The 18749-nt window shown below is 58.2% G+C and carries 14 protein-coding genes; 13 read left to right on the top strand and 1 reads right to left on the bottom strand.

Translation table 11 applies throughout. The annotated features are described in order from the left end of the window. Positions 1 to 38: 38 nt before the first annotated feature. The 13 genes from P9230_RS22505 (at position 39) to P9230_RS22445 (ending at position 16463) form a co-directional block, all read left to right on the top strand. Entirely contained in the window at positions 39 to 1424 is a 1386-nt protein-coding gene (locus P9230_RS22505; protein WP_278055805.1) for an aminotransferase, read from the top strand. A gap of 109 nt (positions 1425 to 1533) precedes the next feature. Further along, on the top strand, positions 1534 to 2715 hold the full coding sequence (locus P9230_RS22500) for an extracellular solute-binding protein (RefSeq protein ID WP_278055803.1): 1182 nt from the start codon (positions 1534 to 1536) through the stop codon (positions 2713 to 2715). Between the two features lie 55 nt (positions 2716 to 2770). Next, a complete protein-coding gene (locus P9230_RS22495) occupies positions 2771 to 4960 on the top strand; it encodes a N,N-dimethylformamidase beta subunit family domain-containing protein (protein ID WP_278055802.1) in 2190 nt (729 codons plus the stop codon). Positions 4961 to 5353: 393 nt separating this feature from the next. Next, the gene (locus P9230_RS22490; RefSeq protein WP_278055800.1) at positions 5354 to 6523 is read left to right on the top strand and encodes an ABC transporter ATP-binding protein; all 1170 of its coding nucleotides are present in this window, start codon (positions 5354 to 5356) and stop codon (positions 6521 to 6523) included. 10 nt (positions 6524 to 6533) lie between these two features. Beyond that, the gene (locus tag P9230_RS22485) at positions 6534 to 7907 is read left to right on the top strand and encodes an extracellular solute-binding protein (protein WP_278055798.1); all 1374 of its coding nucleotides are present in this window, start codon (positions 6534 to 6536) and stop codon (positions 7905 to 7907) included. Positions 7908 to 7946: 39 nt separating this feature from the next. Further along, a complete protein-coding gene (locus P9230_RS22480) occupies positions 7947 to 8879 on the top strand; it encodes a sugar ABC transporter permease (protein ID WP_278055796.1) in 933 nt (310 codons plus the stop codon). Between the two features lie 20 nt (positions 8880 to 8899). Next, positions 8900 to 9784, top strand: coding sequence for a carbohydrate ABC transporter permease (locus P9230_RS22475; protein WP_278055794.1), 885 nt, complete (start codon positions 8900 to 8902; stop codon positions 9782 to 9784). A 513-nt stretch (positions 9785 to 10297) separates the two neighbouring features. Further along, a complete protein-coding gene (locus tag P9230_RS22470) occupies positions 10298 to 11203 on the top strand; it encodes a branched-chain amino acid ABC transporter permease LivH (RefSeq protein WP_278055792.1) in 906 nt (301 codons plus the stop codon). A 10-nt stretch (positions 11204 to 11213) separates the two neighbouring features. Then, positions 11214 to 12602 carry a high-affinity branched-chain amino acid ABC transporter permease LivM gene (livM, locus tag P9230_RS22465; protein WP_278055790.1) on the top strand — a complete coding sequence of 463 codons (1389 nt, stop codon included), beginning with the start codon at positions 11214 to 11216 and terminating at the stop codon, positions 12600 to 12602. 29 nt (positions 12603 to 12631) lie between these two features. Continuing rightward, the gene (locus tag P9230_RS22460; RefSeq protein WP_278055788.1) at positions 12632 to 13699 is read left to right on the top strand and encodes an ABC transporter ATP-binding protein; all 1068 of its coding nucleotides are present in this window, start codon (positions 12632 to 12634) and stop codon (positions 13697 to 13699) included. After that, positions 13699 to 14427, top strand: a complete 729-nt coding sequence (locus P9230_RS22455; RefSeq protein WP_278055785.1) for an ABC transporter ATP-binding protein — start codon at positions 13699 to 13701, stop codon at positions 14425 to 14427. The genes P9230_RS22460 and P9230_RS22455 overlap by 1 nt, the downstream gene beginning before the upstream one ends. A gap of 15 nt (positions 14428 to 14442) precedes the next feature. After that, the gene (locus P9230_RS22450) at positions 14443 to 14787 is read left to right on the top strand and encodes a DUF6867 family protein (RefSeq protein WP_278055784.1); all 345 of its coding nucleotides are present in this window, start codon (positions 14443 to 14445) and stop codon (positions 14785 to 14787) included. A 557-nt stretch (positions 14788 to 15344) separates the two neighbouring features. After that, the gene (locus tag P9230_RS22445) at positions 15345 to 16463 is read left to right on the top strand and encodes a branched-chain amino acid ABC transporter substrate-binding protein (RefSeq protein WP_278055783.1); all 1119 of its coding nucleotides are present in this window, start codon (positions 15345 to 15347) and stop codon (positions 16461 to 16463) included. A gap of 1083 nt (positions 16464 to 17546) precedes the next feature. On the opposite strand, the gene P9230_RS22440 is transcribed toward P9230_RS22445, so the two are convergent. Beyond that, positions 17547 to 18743, bottom strand: coding sequence for an amidohydrolase family protein (locus P9230_RS22440; RefSeq protein ID WP_278055782.1), 1197 nt, complete (start codon positions 18741 to 18743; stop codon positions 17547 to 17549). Positions 18744 to 18749: the final 6 nt, after the last annotated feature.

Genomic DNA, 18749 nt, shown 5'->3' with positions numbered 1-18749 from the left:
GACGCTGGCTGCCCCCGACTAAGGAAGAGGACACGAAATTGGACGCTCGAATTTCAAACGATCAGCTTGCCGAATGGGATCGGCAAAACTTCATGCACCCGATTACGGCCTACGGCGCGTTCGAACGGCAAGAAGTTACTAGCACTGTCATGTCGAGAGGCGAGGGTGTGTTCGTCGAGGACCGCGACGGCCGCAAGAAGTTGGATGCCTTTGCCGGGCTTTACTGCGTCAACGTCGGTTACGGCCGGACAGAGATCGCGGATGCCATCGCCGAACAGGCCCGCAAACTGGCATACTTTCATGCCTATGGCGGCCACGGCACCGAAGCATCCATCACACTGGCCAAGATGATACTGGACCGTGCTCCCAAACACATGTCCAAAGTGTATTTCGGCCTCAGCGGATCGGATGCCAACGAAACCAACATCAAACTCGTTTGGTACTACAACGAGGTGAAGGGACGCCCTGAGAAGAAGAAGATCATCAGCCGCTGGCGGGCATATCACGGCTCTGGGCTGATCAGTGGTTCGCTGACTGGACTACCGCTCTTCCACAAGCAGTTCGGCCTGCCGTTGGAATATGTCAAACACACCGAGGCGCCTTACGGTCTGCGTCGGCCCGACCCAGAGATGAGCGACGAGGCCTTCGTGGACTACCTCGCGCAACGGCTCGAGGAACTGATCGCTAAGGAAGGCGCCGACACCATCGCGGCTTTCATCGGCGAACCAGTGCTTGGAACCGGAGGGATCGTGCCGCCACCGGCAGGCTATTGGGATCGTATTCAGCCCATTCTGAAGAAGTACGACATCCTTCTCATTGCCGACGAAGTGGTGACAGGTTTCGGTCGACTGGGTTCGATGTTCGGAAGCGAGCACTATAACATCCGGCCCGATATCATAACCATCGCCAAGGGGTTGACGTCGGCCTACGCGCCCCTGTCCGGGTCTATCGTATCTGAAGATGTCTGGAGCGTTATCCGCGACGGCACCAACACACATGGGCCCTTTGGGCACGGATGGACATACTCCGCCCACCCGCTTTGCGCGGCCGCGGGCGTCGCGAACCTCAAGCTTATCGATGAAATGGGGCTGGTAGCCAATGCCCGCGAGGTCGGTGGCTACCTGAAGGCCGAACTCACCTCCGCTCTCGTCAACCACCCCGCGGTGGTGGAGGTACGGGGTGAAGGGTTGATGTGCGCTGTCGAACTCGCTTCCCTTAAAGATGGCAAGTCGGCATTCAACCCAAGCGACACTGTCGTTCCGCGCATCGTCGCCGAGATCGGCCGAAAGGGTGTGATTGCCAGGCCGATGCCGCAAGCGGACGTGATCGGCTACGCACCGCCACTATGCCTGACCAAATCCGAGGCGGACATCATCGTGGGTGCGACCCGCGACGCGATTGAAGAGTTCAGTTTTCCGGCGTGAGCCGGGCAAAGGAACGCCAAGCCCAATCGTTCGCTTCAGAAAGCGCAGAGCGACGCGGGCTTGGCTAGGAGGCCGTAGACAATCCAACTCAAAATGAAAGGGGAATGAAATGTCTGACAAGAACAAACTATTCGATAACAGCGACAATATCGCTGAGGAGCGCAGGGACTACATTTTTCGGTCGGCCGGGCTCGACCGAAGACAGTTCCTTTTCGCGTCCGGCGCTCTCGCAGCCGGAGCTACTCTGGCGTCCTGGGCGCCACCCGCACATGCCGAAGTCGGGGGCCAGCTCGAAATCATGGCCTATGAAGGCTATGCAATGGAAAAGGAGACTGAAGCCTGGCGCAAGGCGCACAATGTCAACATGCGCTCGACTGTTATCGCGAGCCAGGATGATGTCACCGCTAAGTTCGTGGGCGACCCGGTCAGGCTGGATCTGGCCGAGTATTCCAACGGCTATAACGACCTCTTCAGTGGCATGGGTATCCTGAAGGAAATCGATCTGTCCAAGATCCCGAACTTCAACGCCAACGACGTGTATCCCCCGTTCTTCAACGGCGAAATGTGGAAATGGGACAACAAGCAGTGGGGTATCCCGTGGACCTGGGGCGTCGATACGATCGTCCTCAATCCGAGCGCCGTCGGGTTCGAGGTGACCAGCTACAAGGACCTTTTGCGGCCGGAATTGAAGGGCAAGATCGCGTTCATGGACAGCCCGCTCACCGCGTGGCCCCAGATGGCCAAGATCGCCGGATACCGCGACAAGTTCCCGAACCTCACCAAGGAAGAGGTCGCGGATGTCTTCGCGAAGTTGCAGCCATACCGTGAGCAATCGAAGGTGTTCGCGACATCAGCCGGCGACATGGTCTCTCTTTTCGCCAATGGCGAGATCGCCGCATGCTTCAACGTGTGGACCGCGCTTCCGATCGAGCTGGCAAAGCAGAACGTGAACACGGTCGCGATCTTCCCGGTAGAGGGTCCGGCGGTGTGGGTGGACGCATGGTTCATCACCAAGACCGCGGAAAACGTCGACACCGCCCACGCCTACATCAACCAGTTGCTTACTCCCGAGGTGCAGGCCGCTTGTGCCAAGAACAACGCGGTTTGCTCGGTATCAAAAAAGGCGCCGCCGCTGATGGACGCAAACACGCGCAAGCTCTTCGACTACGATAACTTCGATGCGAAGTTCGGCTCCGCCAAGATCTACGGCCAGCCACCCCGCAAATCTGACAAGTTCGCCACTTATGACGACTGGCTGCAGGCCTGGTCGAGCTTCAAGTCGGGTTTCTAACCATCATAAGGGGTGCGGCTGCAGACTGGCCGCACCCCACACCCTGGTTCCGGTCATGGACGGCGAGACAAAGACCAGCATGCTCACAGGCTATACAAACCGTTTGACTGCGAGGCCGGGCGAGGCCCTGTCCTTCATGGTGAGTTCCCCTTCGGGCGCATATCATGCCCAACTCTATCGCATTTTCCAGGGCGACAGGGATCCGGCAGGGCCGGGCGAAAAACTCCTGCCAATCGATGTTTCGCTAAACGGTTCCTACGAGGGCGGCGAGCAGCAAATCAGGCCAGGCTCATACATCGAAATCGCGGCCAGCAACCATCTGGCGCTCCACGGCGATTTCACGGTGTTCCTCTGGGTGTTTCCGACCCTCCAGAACGGCAGGGAACAGGTGCTGCTATCGCGGGAGGATGACGCTGGTCGGGGCTATCGCCTGGGACTGGACAGCAGTGGCCGAACCTTCTTTCAGTCGGGTGAGCGGCGCGTCACTGCATGCCATCAGTTGGAGACCGGCCGATGGCAGTGGATCGGCGTTTCCTACTTGGCAAGCACGTATGGTTTGACCATCCACTCTGGACGCCATTTTAAAGATCCGACCCTGGAAACGGTCGCGCCGACGACCTTGCAACTGGTCGTTCAATCGCCGTCCATGGACGTGGCGCTGTTCCTTGCAGGTAGGGGACAGGCAGGCTATGCGCAAGATAGCTTCAACGGCAGGATCGCCAGTCCGGTTGTCTACGGTCGCTGCCTTCCGAACCATGAAATCGACGCTCTCGCGCTGATTGGCGATCACTCCGAGTTTGTGTCCATCGCCGATTGCCTCGCGGCTTGGGATTTCAACATCGGCCATGAAGGCACCCTGATTCACGACGCCTCCGCGAACGCGCTTCACGGGACAACCAGGCAAAGGCCGATGCGCGCGATCACGGGGCCGCACTGGACCGGCGCGATCGACGATTTCCGGTTTGACCGAAACGGATACTCGGCGATCCATTTTCATCGGGATGGCCTCACCGATGCGAATTGGAACGAAAGCTTTTCCTTCACCGTGCCTGAAAACCTGACGAGCGGTATCTACATCGTGCGCATTACCGCGGGCGACGAATACGATGATATTCCGTTCGTTGTTTCGCCGCCTCTAGGGCAAAGGCAAGCGGACGTCGCATTGTTGGTGCCGACCTTCACTTACCTCGCCTATGGAAACTATCCCAGCCGCGGCATCGATGGCATCAAGTGCCTTTATGATCTCTACGAGGATAGCACCGGGGTTCCTCACGCATCCGGTTTGCACCCGATTCCGACGATCCGGCCCCATAGAGGATTCGTCCTTACGACGGAGGGCATCCCCTTTGCGCGCCATCTAAGCGCCGATCTCTATTTCCTCGATTGGGCGAACGAACGCGATCTGGCGATCGACGTCATTACCGATCACGATCTGCATGAGTTCGGGCTAGACCTGCTGAAGCCGTACAAAGGCGTGTTCACCGGATCGCACCCCGAATACGTGTCAGAACAGATGCTCAATGCATTGGAGCGTTATCGCGACACAGGTGGCAGCCTGGCCTACATGGGCGGCAATGGCTTTTACTGGGTCACCTCCGTCGCCCCGGGCGGCTCCTTCATCGAAGTGCGCCGGCCGAACGGTTCGCGTAACTGGACGTCACGGCCGGGCGAGGGCCACAACGCACTTACTGGAGAAATCGCGGGGCTTTGGCGTTTGAGAGGCAGGCCGCCGCAACAACTGGTCGGCGTCGGCTTCACGGCACAAGGATATGATGCGAACGATCATGCCGGACCTCCCCGGCCCCACAATCAAGTCGCGGATCGTGCGGTTCCCATCGCACGCGAGCTTTTCGAAGGCGTGCCCGAAGGCATTCGAATTGGCGACTTCCGAACGCTCGGCATTGGCATTGGCGCGGCAGGGGATGAGATAGACCGTCTCGACTACGCCCTTGGTAGCCCATCACACGCAACCTTGTTGGCCCGCGCCGAGGGGTTTGCGCCCATGTACCAGCCGGTGATCGAGGACCTGCGCGAATCCAATCAACTCGCGCTACCGCCACCCTATCGGAGCGTTCGGTCGGACATCGTGGCGTTCGAGACGCGCACAGGTGGTTTCGTCTTTTCGGTCGGAACCATGCAGTGGTTCAGCGCGCTCTATCACGATGACTATAAAAACTCAGTTTCGCAGATCACCGAGAACGTGTTCAGGAAGATGCTGGGGGGCGCACCGCCGACCCGCGGCTAGGACGCGCGCTGTGGTGGTTTTGGGTTTTGGTGGTTGGTCCGGCGCTTTCGCCGTGATTCGCCATGAGGGATGCCGATAAGATAGCAAATGTATCAAACTGCGTTGCGCGTGGCTGATGGGCAAGACGGCGCTAAGTCAGCCGAAGTCGTTAGAGATTTTCCTGCCAGCTGATCCCATCTTGGGGTTGCGTGGACCTGTCTTCAGGCGGGCTAGTCTCGCAAGTGAGACGACGGCCTAATCTCGAAAGCCGTCTCACCGAGCGTCTCAGATGCTGAGACGTTGTCGATAAAATTTATATATTTCAATTGCTTAATGGTTCTCCAAAAATCTGGCATGCATAATGCATGGCTTGGGTAACTGCTCCCTGAGAGCGAAAGGGGAACTGCGAAGCCGATGACGAAAGTTCGCTTTGAGCGTGTCTCCAAGATGTTTGGAGACTACACCGCGGTACAAGAACTCAATTTCGAGATCAACGACGGCGAGTTTCTTGTGCTCGTTGGCCCTTCGGGTTGCGGCAAGACAACCACCTTGAGAATGCTCGCGGGGCTGGAGACGCCGTCCTATGGGCGTATCTGGATAGACGACAAGGACGTGACACTGCTTCCTCCTGGCGAGCGGGGCATCTCAATGGTCTTCCAGAGTTATGCCCTCTATCCGCATATGACGGTCGCGAAGAACCTGTCATTCGGCATGGAAGTCAGGCATGAGCCGAAGGCTGAACGCGCCGTGCGAGTGCGGCGCGTTGCCGAGATGCTTGGCCTCACTTCCATGCTGGATCGAAAGCCTGCCGCGCTCTCCGGCGGACAGAGGCAGCGTGTGGCTCTCGGCCGCGCCATGATCCATGAGCCGAAGCTCTTTCTCTTGGATGAGCCGCTCTCCAACCTGGATGCCGCGCTTCGCACCCAGATGCGGTTTGAAATCTCCGACCTACAGAAGAGGTTAGGGGTCCCGACCGTCTATGTGACGCACGATCAGGTCGAGGCAATGACCATGGGTCATCGCATTGCCGTGTTTGCTCGCGGTCACCTCATGCAGATCGGCACGCCGCAAGAGCTATTCCGCAACCCGATGAACCGCGAAGTCGCCAGTTTCATCGGTTCTCCGAAGATGAATATCGTGGATGGCGATCTCTTCGGGATCGAATCGCGCGCTTCCGTTCGGCTGCTCGGCGGTTCTTTCAAGCTGTCGGACGTCCAGGTCGCGGCCCTCTCGTCGAAGGCGAAACCCAAAGTGCAGGGCGGCATCAGACCCCAAGACCTGCATTGGATGCAGGACGCCCCGTCGCGCTGCGATCAGCGCATTTCGGGCCGGGTCGTCAGCATCGAGACCACGGGCGCCGAATCCTTCGTCATGGTCAAGATCGACGAGGATCTGGTGAATGCAAAGTTCCCAAGCTTTGCTCCCGTGAAAGTGGACGACACCGTCGATTTGGCGTTCGACGTCCACGACCTGCACCTATTCGACCCAGAAACTGGCGACGCGCTGCTGACGACCGACGTCAGTGCCACCAAATCGCGCAACCTGTCGCCCTCCGATCCATCTCTAACCGTGCAGCACAAATAAGGGGAAAAGCATGCGCAATCGAAATAAAATGTCGAAGTCGGTTATTCTTGGGTCTCTTGCGATCACGGCAACAATGATTGCTTTTCTGGCGCCGGCCACCGCACAGGAAAAGATCACCCTCAGGGTCGCCTATTCCCAGGACTTCGTTCCGCTTACTCCCGAGCTGGGGAAAGCCTATTGGGCAAGCATAATTGACCAGTTCCAGAAGGCAAATCCTAACGTCACCATCGAAGCCATCCCGGTCCCCGGCAGCTACAAGGACTTCGAAAACAAGATGGGTTTGCTCTATCGCTCGCCCGATACGGCTCCTGACTTGGCGGAACTGTCGAACCAGAACATCGTCCAGTGGATCGAAAGCGGCTATCTGGCTGACCTGAGCGAATATGCGGCCAAGGCCGACTGGTACAAGACGATCCCGGATTCCGTGAAGGCCGAGTACACGCTCGACGGCAAAACATATGGGATCAGTCACGGCGAGAACGAGATGGGTCTGCTTTATGACAAGACCCTCTTCAAGAAGGCCGGCATTGCAATGCCCTGGGAGCCGAAGACCTGGAAGGATGTTCTCGACGCCGCCCGCAAGATCAAGTCGTCGAGCCCTGACGCCTGGCCTCTCTGGCTGTCTACTGGCACTGCGCAGGGTGCAAGTGCGGCATCCTACGGTCCGAACAGCCTGTTGCTTGGGTCATCCGATCCGACCATCTACGATGCCTCCAGCCAGAAGTGGGTGGTAGACAGCAAGGGAATCCGTGAGGTGATCGATGCGTACCGGACCGCGTCGGCCGAAGGACTGCTGGCGCCGGCGTCCCAACTCCTGAACGCCACCGCCATCGCGACACCGCCCACAGAGATTCCCAACCATCATATCGGCATCACGCTGGCCGGTAACTGGTTCAGCCTGCAATGGGTCAAAAAGGTTTCTGCGCCCTACTCTCCGAACGCCAAGGACGAGGTGGGGTATGCTCCCTTGCCCACCGTCAATGGCCAGGCACCCGGCGTTGGATCCGCGCTCAGCGGCTGGGGCAGCTCAATCTACGCCAATTCCAAGAACAAGGACATCGCCTGGAAGTTCATCGAGCTCCAGATGACCAAGGACAATCTTCTGATGGCGGCCTTCAACGGATGGACTCCGCCCACGCCTGAAGCCTCCAACGACAAGGACTGGCTGGCCACCGATCCTTTCCAGGAAGGCTTCCAGAAGATCCTGCCGCTGTCGGTCGGCATACCCCTCAAAGCGGGCTATCCGGTCTGGGCCATGGGCTTCATCACCGCTACCGAGGCTGTGGTCCTGGACCCGACCGTAACGGTCGACGACGCCGTGCAGAAAATGAGCGACTACGTCGCCAACCAGTTGGGGCCGGACCAGGTAATGGTCAAGAAGTAACCCACCTGCCGGTCGGGTGACAGTTGCAAGGATCAAGCCGTGGGAACAAGTCCCAAACCCAAGAAGGTAGTTGTTATGGTGACGCCTCGGTTTGATCGGCAACGTTATGAATGGAGCAGCGCCCTCCTGCTTTCGCCGGCGGCGCTGCTTCTGGCGGGTCTGTTTTTGGTTCCAATAGCCTATGCGTTCTATTTGGGGCTAACCAATCTGCAGCTCATCGGAGCCAATGCTCTCCACTATCGGTTCACAGGCGCGTACAACATTCAGTACATGCTGCGCGACAAGGAGTTCTATCACTCCGTCCTCCTGACTATCTACTTTGTGGTCGGGGCTGGCGCGATAGCCTCGACCGTTGTGGGCTTGATCCTCGCATTGTTGATGGAAAAGGCTCTCCCGGCTTTCGGAACAATAGTCGGCGCTCTAGCGATGCTCGCCTGCATTCTCCCGCCGGCGACAGTTGCCGTTGTCTGGTTTGCGGTATCAACCGCGGGCGGTGTCCTTCCTACGGTTCTGGGCGTGCCCGGCTCCGACCTACTGTTCAAGTTTCCGATGACAATCGTGTCCGCTGCCAACGCTTGGTCCCTGTGCGGCCTATCCATGCTCATGTTCGCCGCGGCACTAAAGAACATACCCCGGGACATGATCGAGGCCGCCATGCTCGAGAATGCCTCGGGCGCACAGCGATTGTGGCGTATCACCCTGCCCATGTTGCGCCCGACGATCATGACTTCGGTGCTGATGATGACGCTGCTGTCCTTCGGGAACTTTACGCTCGTCTTCATGATGACAGGCGGCGGCCCAGGCGGGAAAACCAACATCTTGCCCGTCTACTCCTACCTGCAAGGCTTCAGCTTCAGCAATCTGGCCTATGGCGCCCTGCTCGGGAACGTCATTGTCCTCATGGCCGCGTTGCTCGGGCTTGCTTTCGTCGGCATCGACCGCTGGTTGAACCGGGCTCAAAAAGCCGCCTAGACATTTGAGGAAACCATCAAATGAGCATCACTGCTGATGAACGTCGCTTCAGGCCCGGCGGTGCGGTTTTGGACGGCGCGCCCAAGGTAAAGGAACGCCGTTTCACGGCAGATCGCGCGGCCGTCAACGTGGCTCTGCTTTTCTGCGGCATGCTTTTCGTCCTGCCGCTCACCTGGCTGGTCGTTGCGTCGGTGGATGCCACGGCGAGCCGCCAGGTCCATCTCCCGACGCTGACGATGGACAATTTCTATTCTGTCGCCGAGCCCGGGCGGCTGCAGGGAATCTTGAATAGCATCATTATCTCGCTGATTGCCACGATCGTCGCGACGGTTCCGTCCATTTTTGCGGGCTATGCCTTCTCGCGACGCTACATTCCGTTCAAAAGCGCGACGCTCTTGATTGTTCTGTTCCTATCAGGCGTGCCGATCAATATCGTTATCGTGCCGGTCTACCAGATATTTGCATCGCTCAACTGGCTGTCGATGATACCGACCGCGGTGTTCCTGGGCGTGACATCGCTTCCGTTTGTTCTCTTCATCGTCAAGAACGCCATCGATGCCATTCCGCTCGACCTGGAAGAGTCCGCCCGCATCGAGGGCGCGAACACCGCGCAGATCTTGTGGCGTGTCGTCGTGCCGCTGGCTATGCCCGGCATCGCCGCCGGTGCGATCTTCGCGTTCGTGAATACCTGGGGGAACTTCCTGGCTCCACTGGTTCTCATCACATCGTCAGACATGCAGCCGAGTCCAGTCAAGATCTTCTCGTTCCTGGCTGCCAACGTCACGCGGTATGGGGGGATAGCGGCCTACTCAATCGTCTACTCGGCGCCAGTTGTGATCCTCTATTTGCTGCTGAACCGCGTGTTCCGTAAGGGCTTTGTCTTAGGCGGCGCAGTTCGAGGCTAAGCAAATTACCGTTCACCTCCCAGCAACTGGAGCCGTCCAACTACCTCGTTGGGCGGCTCATTTTTCTTCGCTGGCGAAATCTTCCTGACGCTCACGATGTGGGAACGATCACTATCTACGGGGTTCTTGAGCGCACAATATGCGGCGGGCGTTGCGATTAATCCGCATTAAAGCAACTGGTGGGCAAGCGAAGGTTGGAGTTTCACGCCGACAAGCCCACCGCGCGGCGCCGGATTTCGTTAGTGTCAGCGAGGCGGTCATTACGCCTTGTTGGAACTATACGCCCTCATCCCAGAGAGGTCGTTCTCAGGGGAGGCCCATGGTGTCTTTGATATTCTCGCCTCGCCCTCTTAAGCCGAGAGAGTCGCTCTGGGCGCCTCGTACCCGGAATGGCGTCCGGATTTCGCACATTGACATTTAGTCTTACGTCCTTAATGTAAGACAATCTTATCCGCTGCAAGAGGCCCATGGGTCTGCTGCGGAATCGACTTTTTGGTGGAGGAGGACCGGCAGTTGGCGGGATATTTCATCCAGCAGCTTATCAATGGGCTGACACTGGGATCGATCTATGGGCTGATCGCAATCGGCTACACGATGGTCTATGGCATCATCGGCATGATCAATTTCGCCCATGGCGACATATTCATGGTCGGCGCGTTTGCGGCTTTGATCGTATTCCTCATCCTTGGCGCGCTGTTCTCTTCGGTGCCAATCGTGCTCGCGCTGCTGATCATGATGATCCTCGCGATGCTGCTGACGAGCCTCTACAATTGGACGATCGAAAAGGTGGCCTATCGGCCGCTGCGGGGCTCGTTCCGCCTGGCGCCACTGATCACGGCTATCGGTATGTCAATCTCCCTCTCCAATTTCGTGCAGGTCGCACAGGGTCCGCGCAACAAGCCAATTCCTCGGTTGTTTACCGAAGTATACGACCTAGGCGGCATTGCGATATCGCTTAAACAGATCATCGTTGTCGTCGTAACTGCCGTGCTGCTGGTTATCTTCTGGTACCTGGTTAACCACACATCCCTGGGGCGTGCGCAAAGGTCATGCGAACAGGACCGCAAGATGGCGGCATTGCTCGGGGTCGATGTCGATCGGACAATCTCCATTACCTTCGTTATGGGTGCCGCGCTCGCAGCCGTCGCCGGCACCCTGTTCCTAATGTACTACGGCGTTGTTTCCTTTTCTGATGGCTTCGTGCCGGGTGTGAAGGCGTTCACCGCCGCCGTTCTGGGCGGCATCGGCTCGCTGCCGGGCGCGGTCCTTGGCGGCTTAGCGATTGGTCTTATCGAGAGCATGTGGTCGGCGTATTTTTCAATCGACTACAAGGACGTCGCCGCCTTCTCGATCCTGGCGATCGTGCTGATCTTCTTGCCAACCGGGATGCTTGGCCATCCTGAAGTCGAGAAGGTCTGAATTGATGACAATGGCTGCTACCACCGCAGGCGGCGTCATCGTCGTCCATCCACTAAAGCGCGCTTTTCGAGAGGCGCTTTATGCCGGCGTGATTTCGTTCGGCTTGTTCGTACTGCTGATTGGACTAAAAACTGACCAGAACATCCGCAACGAGCTCGTTCTTATCCAGCGATGGGGCGCGCTTGCGGCAATCGTATTGCTGGTGATGACTGGCCGTTTTGTCTATGTCGGTTTCATTCATCCAGCCCTCGAGCGCCGAAAGGCCGTCGCAAGCAGTGCGCAGCACGGAGCCGTCGTACCAGGATTCATCGCTCGGAATTCTAGTTCGATCGGTATCACCATGCTGTTTCTGTTTCCGATCGTCTCAGTAATGGCCTTCGGCTTCCAAGGCTCTTTGAAGTGGGTCGACAATTTCGGCATTCAGATATTGATCTATGTGATGCTGGGTTGGGGTTTAAACATTGTCATCGGACTCGCGGGCTTGCTTGACCTCGGTTACGTCGCTTTCTACGCTGTCGGAGCCTATGCCTACGCCTTGCTTGGCACACATTATGGCCTGTCATTCTGGATCCTGCTCCCGTGTGCTGGAATCATGGCGGCTACATGGGGCGTGATGCTAGGCTTTCCGGTGCTGCGTCTGCGTGGCGACTATCTTGCCATCGTTACGCTGGCGTTTGGAGAGATCATCCGGCTGGTGCTAATCAATTGGCGGGAGGTCACCAACGGAGCCGCCGGACTCTCCGGCATCCCGAAAGTATCCTTCTTCGGTTTGGCCACGTTCAACGTTGGTGACGCGAACTACATCGGTAAGCTGCTGCACCTGGCTCCATCGGGGGCGTACTATAAAATCTTTCTTTATTATCTGATCCTGCTTCTGTGCTTGCTCACGGCCTTTGTCACCATCCGCCTGCGTCGCTTGCCGGTCGGCCGCGCGTGGGAGGCACTGCGCGAGGACGAGATCGCCTGCCGTTCTCTTGGCATCAACACCACGACTACGAAACTAACGGCCTTTGCCACCGGCGCCATGTTCGCAGGTTTTGCGGGTTCGTTCTTCGCAGCTCGCCAGGGCTTCGTGTCTCCCGAATCCTTCGTATATCTGGAGTCGGCAATCGTGCTCGCGATCGTCGTCCTTGGGGGCATGGGATCGCTTGGGGGTATCGCAGTTGCTGCATTCGTAATGATTGGCGGCACCGAAATCTTACGTGAACTCAGCTTCCTGAAAGTGATCTTTGGTTCAGACTTTACGCCAGAGCTTTACCGAATGCTGCTGTTCGGCATCGCCATGGTCGTCGTCATGCTTTGGAAGCCGCGCGGTTTCGTCGGCAGCCGGGAGCCCACCGCGTTCCTGAAAGAGCGCAAATCAGTGTCGGGTTCTTTCACTAAGGAAGGTCACGGCTAACGAGCATGAACACGAGTGCACACACTTCCATGAGCGACATCATACTCAACGTCGAGCACCTGTCGATGAGGTTCGGCGGGCTGCTCGCCATCAGCGATCTGTCCTTCCAGGCAAGGCGCCGCGAGATTACAGCGCTGATCGGCCCCAACGGCGCAGGCAAGACCACCGTGTTCAACTGCATCACCGGCTTTTACAAACCGTCGGTGGGCATGATCACGCTCAGCCGGGCCGACGGTTCGAGCCTCATGCTTGAGCGTCTGCCCAACCATGAGATACCGGGACGCGCCAAGGTGGCGCGCACCTTCCAGAACATCCGCCTGTTCTCGGGCATGACGTTGCTCGAGAACCTTCTGGTCGCGCAGCACAACAAGCTTATGAAGGCGTCGGGCTATACGATGCTTGGGCTGTTTGGCTTCTCCGGCTATCGCCAGGCTTCAGCGGAATCAATCGAGCTCGCCAGGCATTGGCTGGAGAAGGCGGACCTCGTCCATCGCGCCGACGATCCGGCCGGGGACCTGCCCTATGGCGCGCAACGCCGTCTTGAGATCGCGCGCGCCATGTGCACCGGGCCGGAACTCCTGTGCCTGGACGAGCCTGCCGCCGGCCTCAATCCGAAGGAATCGTCGGCGCTCAACGAACTCTTGATCGACATCAAGAACAACACCGGCACGTCGATCCTGCTCATCGAACACGACATGTCGGTGGTGATGCAGATCTCCGACCATGTCGTCGTGCTCGAATACGGCCGCAAGATTTCCGACGGCAATCCGCAATCGGTGCGCACCGATCCGCGCGTCATCGCCGCCTATCTCGGCGTCGACGACGAAGAGGTGCAGGAGGTGCTGACCGAAGTCGGCGACGAGGATGTCATCGAGCAACTCGATACCGGGCCGGACGCAGCGCACGGGCCCGGCAATTCCGCTTCGATGATGGCGGGACCGGTTTCCGACAGCGTCGAACACGCCGACGAGGGCGAGCGGGTCACCGTGTCGAAGGGGGCGTCGAAGGCGGCGCAGATCGATGCGCGCACGAGTTCGACGAAGAGCAAGCCGGCCCCAGCGTCCTCGACGGCCAAGCTACGCGGAGGGCGCAAATAATGGCCGGCACAACGCTGCTCGATATCAAGGGCGTCGAGACCTATTACGGCAACATCCGGGCGCTCAACGGCGTCAACGTCCAGGTCAACCAGGGTGAGATCGTGGCGCTGATCGGCGCCAATGGCGCCGGCAAGTCGACGCTGATGATGACCATCTTCGGCGCGCCGCGCGCCCGCGCCGGCACCATCACCTTCGCCGGAACCGACATCACCCAGTTGCCGACGCATGAGATCGCCCGCCTGCGCATCGCCCAGTCGCCGGAGGGACGCCGCATCTTCCCGCGCATGACGGTGATGGAAAACCTGCAGATGGGCGCCAGCCTCGACAACCTGAAGCACTATGACGAGGACGTCGAGAAGGTGTTCACGCTGTTCCCGCGGCTAAAGGAACGCATCGGCCAGCGCGGCGGCACGCTGTCGGGCGGCGAGCAGCAGATGCTGTCGATCGGACGCGCGCTGATGGCGCGGCCCAAGCTGCTCCTGCTCGACGAGCCGTCACTTGGTCTTGCGCCGCTGATCGTCAAGCAGATCTTCGACGCCATCCGTGAGCTCAACAAGACGCAAGGGCTGACCGTGTTCCTGGTCGAGCAGAATGCCTTCGGCGCGCTCAAGCTCGCCACGCGCGGCTATGTCATGGTCAATGGCAATGTGACGATGAGCGGCACCGGCAAGGAACTGCTCGCCAATCCGGAAGTGCGCGCCGCCTATCTCGAAGGCGGACATCACTAAGAGGGGTCTTCACCAATGGGCATCATCTACGAAGAAGCCTCGGTCTGGCAGTTCCTGTTCGTCACCTGCCTGCTCGGCGGCTGGGCGGCATGGATGACCGGCAAGGCGGCGGCACAGACCTGGAGCACGTATGTGCAGCTGTTCTTCTACATGCTGGGCCTCGGCATCGGCATCAGGTTCATCCATCATGCCCTGTTCGACGGCACGATGTTCTCGCTGCATTACTATATCGTCGACACCATCGTGCTGATGATCCTGGGCTTCCTCGGCTATCAATACACGCGCACCAACCAGATGGTCACACAGTATAACTGGCTCTATGAAAGAGCTTCCTTATTGAGCTGGAAGCCAAAGACCTGACGTTCATGATTAACGCCGGCTCGGGGACGAATCGGCGTGACAAGTGACTCACGCTTCGAAGTCTGAAACCTCTAGAGAGCGGGTTCTGACCCATAGAGATTTCTGGCCTGGGAACAGAAGAACGAACGACGCGTAGGGTCGATGTGTTCGGATGTTTGAGTGAAGGCCGGCAATCTCGTTTAGCGTTTACCGTGATGACTCGCTCAACTCAATTTGGCCTCCGGAATTATTGACACCAAATCCACACCGCGCACGCCCTGGCGTGTCGATCCTTCAGCTCGGCTGCGCCCGATTCATTTAGTCACCGCGGTATCCGCCAAATGTGAGTTCCAGCCTTCGCAAGTTCCATAGGTTCAGCAAGGCGTCTGTGCGTCGCAACGCCGACTCGCTTGAGTGAGCTCGTTGAGAGCGGGCAGTCGATTTCACTGATTGACAAAGTGTCAGACATTATTAATGTAACTCAATCTGTCAACGGTATGCCCGCTGAGGGCAACGGTCGGATGGTCCGTTGCAGGTGCAACGACCTGCAGGTAGGCTTAAATAGAGGGAACTATGCAATGAGGAAAATGCTACTTTCCGCGGTCGCAGCCGGTGCGCTTGTCGCACTAACTGGCCAAGCGTTCGCAGACGTTTTGATGGGTGTTGCAGGTCCCATTACTGGGGCAGGTGCTGCCTTCGGAGCGCAGCTCAAGCGTGGAGCCGAAAGGGCCGTTGCCGACATCAATGCGGCGGGCGGCATAAATGGCGAAAAGATCTCGCTCGAGATCGGCGATGACGCCTCCGATCCAAAACAAGGCATCTCAGTTGCCAACAAGTTTGTCGCCGACAACATCAAGTTTGTCGTGGGACACTATAACTCTGGAGTTTCGATGCCAGCCTCTGAGGTTTACTCGGAGAACGGCATTCTGGAGATCAGCCCGTCATCCACGATCCCTGAATTTACCGAGCGGGGACTCTGGAATGTGTTCCGCACCTGCGGGCGTGACGATCAGCAGGGCAAGGTAGCCGGCGACTATCTCGCCTCCCATTTCAAAGATGGGAAAATCGCGATCATCAATGACAAGTCGGCTTTTGGCCAAGGCATGGCTGCTCAGGTCAAGAAGGCAATCAATGCTGGTGGCGTCACAGAGGTGATGTACGATGCCGTCAACGTCGGTGAAAAGGACTTTTCGGCACTGATTTCCAAGATGAAAGCGCGCGGTGTCACAGTGATTTACTACGCCGGCTATTATGCTGAAGCTGGCCTTATCTCGCGCCAGTTGGCTGACCAGGGCCTCAAGGCAACCTTGATGGGTAGCGACGATCTCGCCACAGCTGAGTTCGCGGCGGTTGCGAGCGATGCGGCGGAAGGAGCCTTGTTCACGTTTGCGCCGGATCCTCGCAAGAACCCCAAGGCCGCGGACATCGTGAAAAAGTTCCGGGACGACGGCTTTGAACCTGAGGCATACACGCTCTACACTTATGCAGCTGTCCAAATCATTGCCCAGGCTGCAAAGGCGGCAAATAGCTTGGATCCCCAAGCTGTCGCCGAAGCCATCCATTCGAAAGGGCCATTCCAAACCGTAATCGGTGACATTGGTTATGACTCCAAGGGTGACATCACGCGCGCCGACTATGTCGTCTACCGCTGGGGAAAAGGTAGCGACGGGAACTACAGCTACGTAGAAGTCAACTGATCCCTTCCGGCCCTAACCTTCGAAACCTCCCATCGGACAGGGCCCGCGCCGAGCAACATATACGTTGCTCGGCGCTTGCGCTTGACAGGCCGCCTGCGTCGCAATCCCGAGCTGTCGAACGACAAACTCGAAACGCGGACTTGAACACATGCTAAAGAGGGCGGGCTTGAGGCATCGGACCGGCGTCAGCTTGGGCTTTCAATCGACATCGCAGATACCTCAGTCGTGCCGTTCGCATCAGCGCGGCTAGGCATTCCTGCATGCCGGCGGCCACGATACTCGTGCCTTGATGGGCTTTGCCGCCGCAGTTCCCCTGAATTGGTGGGAGCAGGTCTTCTTCGGCACTTCGTCTTAGTCTTTCAGCCCGCCGAGGAGGCAGGCCCACTTGGCGGCCGGCGCGACTTCGCGGGAAGGCCTTCTCGACGATATCGACGCAATCGGCATTTTACCTGCGAAGTATCCGATGCTGTCGGACAAGCAACTCGGTCCCATGCGGCAAAGCCCCCGGGCAGGATAGGCGCGCGGTTGCAGTCGCCTGCTCGATGGCAAGGAAACACAGCATAGACCTGGCGACGCTGCCCTCGAGGGCGCCGTTACATCGATGGCGCTACGTCAAGGTGGACCTCCAACATGGAAGGCGCCGGCGTTGAACGCGCCGAAGATGGTTGAGCTCATTCAGCGAGTGGGCAAAGACGTGGACGGACGAGATAGCTCAAGACGTCCGGCTGGACGGCGGCCTAGGATTTTGCGCTCGACAACGAATCTGTCCATCCATTGCGTTCGCCTTGGCTTTCGCGACGCCGTCACCGAATTCGTGAAACTGGGCTGGCGAGGGGCCTTCGCCCTCGCTGAGGCAATGAAAGCCTATCTGAACCAAACTGGAGCAGGTGAGTTTGAACACTGGCAAGGTGCAAGGTCTTTTTGCACCCTCCCGGCACGGTAGCGCCTTTTGGCCTGGCGATCCCGACGAGCATTCTGTCCTCTGGCTGATCCGATCAGTTCTGCGGAGATTGCGGGCGCTGGGATTGAGGCGGTACGCAAAAATCCAAATGCCTTCACCGGCACATACCGACCTATTGGCATTCAGTGAGCTGTGCCGGAAAAATCCTGCATAACATTGCTCTTAGCCACACGAACGCGCCGCATCGTTTCGGGAGTGTTCCGGCTGCGACCCACAAAGCGTGGAATTCCACCGGTAACCACTGCACCGACAGCAGGGATGTCCCCGTTCCTCAGCGCAGACAGAGCGTCGGACTTGGAGCCTCCCATGCAAGAATCGATCAGTACGATATCGGCGTCACGGCGGTGTGCGATCGTACCGCTGTTGAGACGGTACACCCTGGCGTTGTTGCCACATGCCGCGGCGATGGCAATTTCCGGAGCCATCTTTCCTAAGGAAGCGAGATGGCTGATCGTGTAGAGCATTCCGAGCGGCATGATGCCGCTGCCGGTGGGCGTATCAGTTGCAATCAGCAATCGTTCGAGCCGATTTGCGCGAGTGAGAAGCTCGGAGACCAGCAGCGTCGTGCGAAGATTGCCGGCGGTGCAGATCTGCAGCGCCATGTCGGACTCGTTGACCAGCCTGGGAAAATCTTCATCAGGCATTGCGATTGGCCCGCCATTTACATGGTAGGAGACATCCGGCTGCATGCGAAGCAGATGGTCGGCCCAAATCCCAGATGAGCCGGGGATCGACGCTCCCCCCGTATGAACCATCGAAATCATACCGTGACGTCGTGCCAATGCAACGAGCGGGGCATACTCATATGGCGTTGCGAATGCTCCAAACCCCGCTTTCACCATCCAGATTCCGGCCGCTTTGAGCTCGGCAAAGTCCGCGTCGGTGAGCCCGGGCTCGAGGATAAGCGACCCTGCATGAACTCTCATACCGCCCGGCCGGTATTGCTGAAAGCACTTGGCCGCGGCGATCGCGAGCGCTTTCACACCGGTCACATCCTTCGGGCGCCCGGGAACATGAACTTCGGACGCGCTGATGGACGTCGTTACCCCGCCGTGAACGTAGCTTTCAAGAAAACCGACGGTCTTTTGGCGGGGTGTGTAGTCACCGAACGTAATGTGGACGTGCGAGTCGATCAGTCCGGGTATTGCCATGGTCCCATTGGCATCGATTATGACATCGCACTGTTCGACATTGGCGGCACCAATGTTGCCTACTGCTTCTATCAGGCCGTCTGCCGTGATAATCGTGTCTCCGTCGACAAAAGGGGTCGACAGGTCCCCGGTCAAAATCGACCCGATGTTAACGATCGCGACTTTCATCACTCA

Source organism: Mesorhizobium sp. WSM4887 (assembly GCF_029625865.1).
Lineage (GTDB): Bacteria > Pseudomonadota > Alphaproteobacteria > Rhizobiales > Rhizobiaceae > Mesorhizobium.
The sequence above is the reverse complement of the archived record's forward strand: the minus strand, read 5'-3'. Positions and strand labels throughout refer to the sequence as shown.

Bases quoted from the DNA above. Each gene is read 5' to 3' on its own strand.
- P9230_RS22445 (WP_278055783.1), top strand. From the start codon at position 15,345: ATGAGGAAAATGCTACTTTCCGCGGTCGCAGCCGGTGCGCTTGTCGCA.
- P9230_RS22450 (WP_278055784.1), top strand. From the start codon at position 14,443: ATGGGCATCATCTACGAAGAAGCCTCGGTCTGGCAGTTCCTGTTCGTC.
- P9230_RS22490 (WP_278055800.1), top strand. From the start codon at position 5,354: ATGACGAAAGTTCGCTTTGAGCGTGTCTCCAAGATGTTTGGAGACTAC.
- P9230_RS22440 (WP_278055782.1), bottom strand. From the start codon at position 18,743: ATGAAAGTCGCGATCGTTAACATCGGGTCGATTTTGACCGGGGACCTG.
- P9230_RS22500 (WP_278055803.1), top strand. From the start codon at position 1,534: ATGTCTGACAAGAACAAACTATTCGATAACAGCGACAATATCGCTGAG.
- P9230_RS22495 (WP_278055802.1), top strand. From the start codon at position 2,771: ATGGACGGCGAGACAAAGACCAGCATGCTCACAGGCTATACAAACCGT.
- P9230_RS22485 (WP_278055798.1), top strand. From the start codon at position 6,534: ATGCGCAATCGAAATAAAATGTCGAAGTCGGTTATTCTTGGGTCTCTT.
- P9230_RS22455 (WP_278055785.1), top strand. From the start codon at position 13,699: ATGGCCGGCACAACGCTGCTCGATATCAAGGGCGTCGAGACCTATTAC.
- livM (WP_278055790.1), top strand. From the start codon at position 11,214: ATGGCTGCTACCACCGCAGGCGGCGTCATCGTCGTCCATCCACTAAAG.
- P9230_RS22460 (WP_278055788.1), top strand. From the start codon at position 12,632: ATGAGCGACATCATACTCAACGTCGAGCACCTGTCGATGAGGTTCGGC.
- P9230_RS22475 (WP_278055794.1), top strand. From the start codon at position 8,900: ATGAGCATCACTGCTGATGAACGTCGCTTCAGGCCCGGCGGTGCGGTT.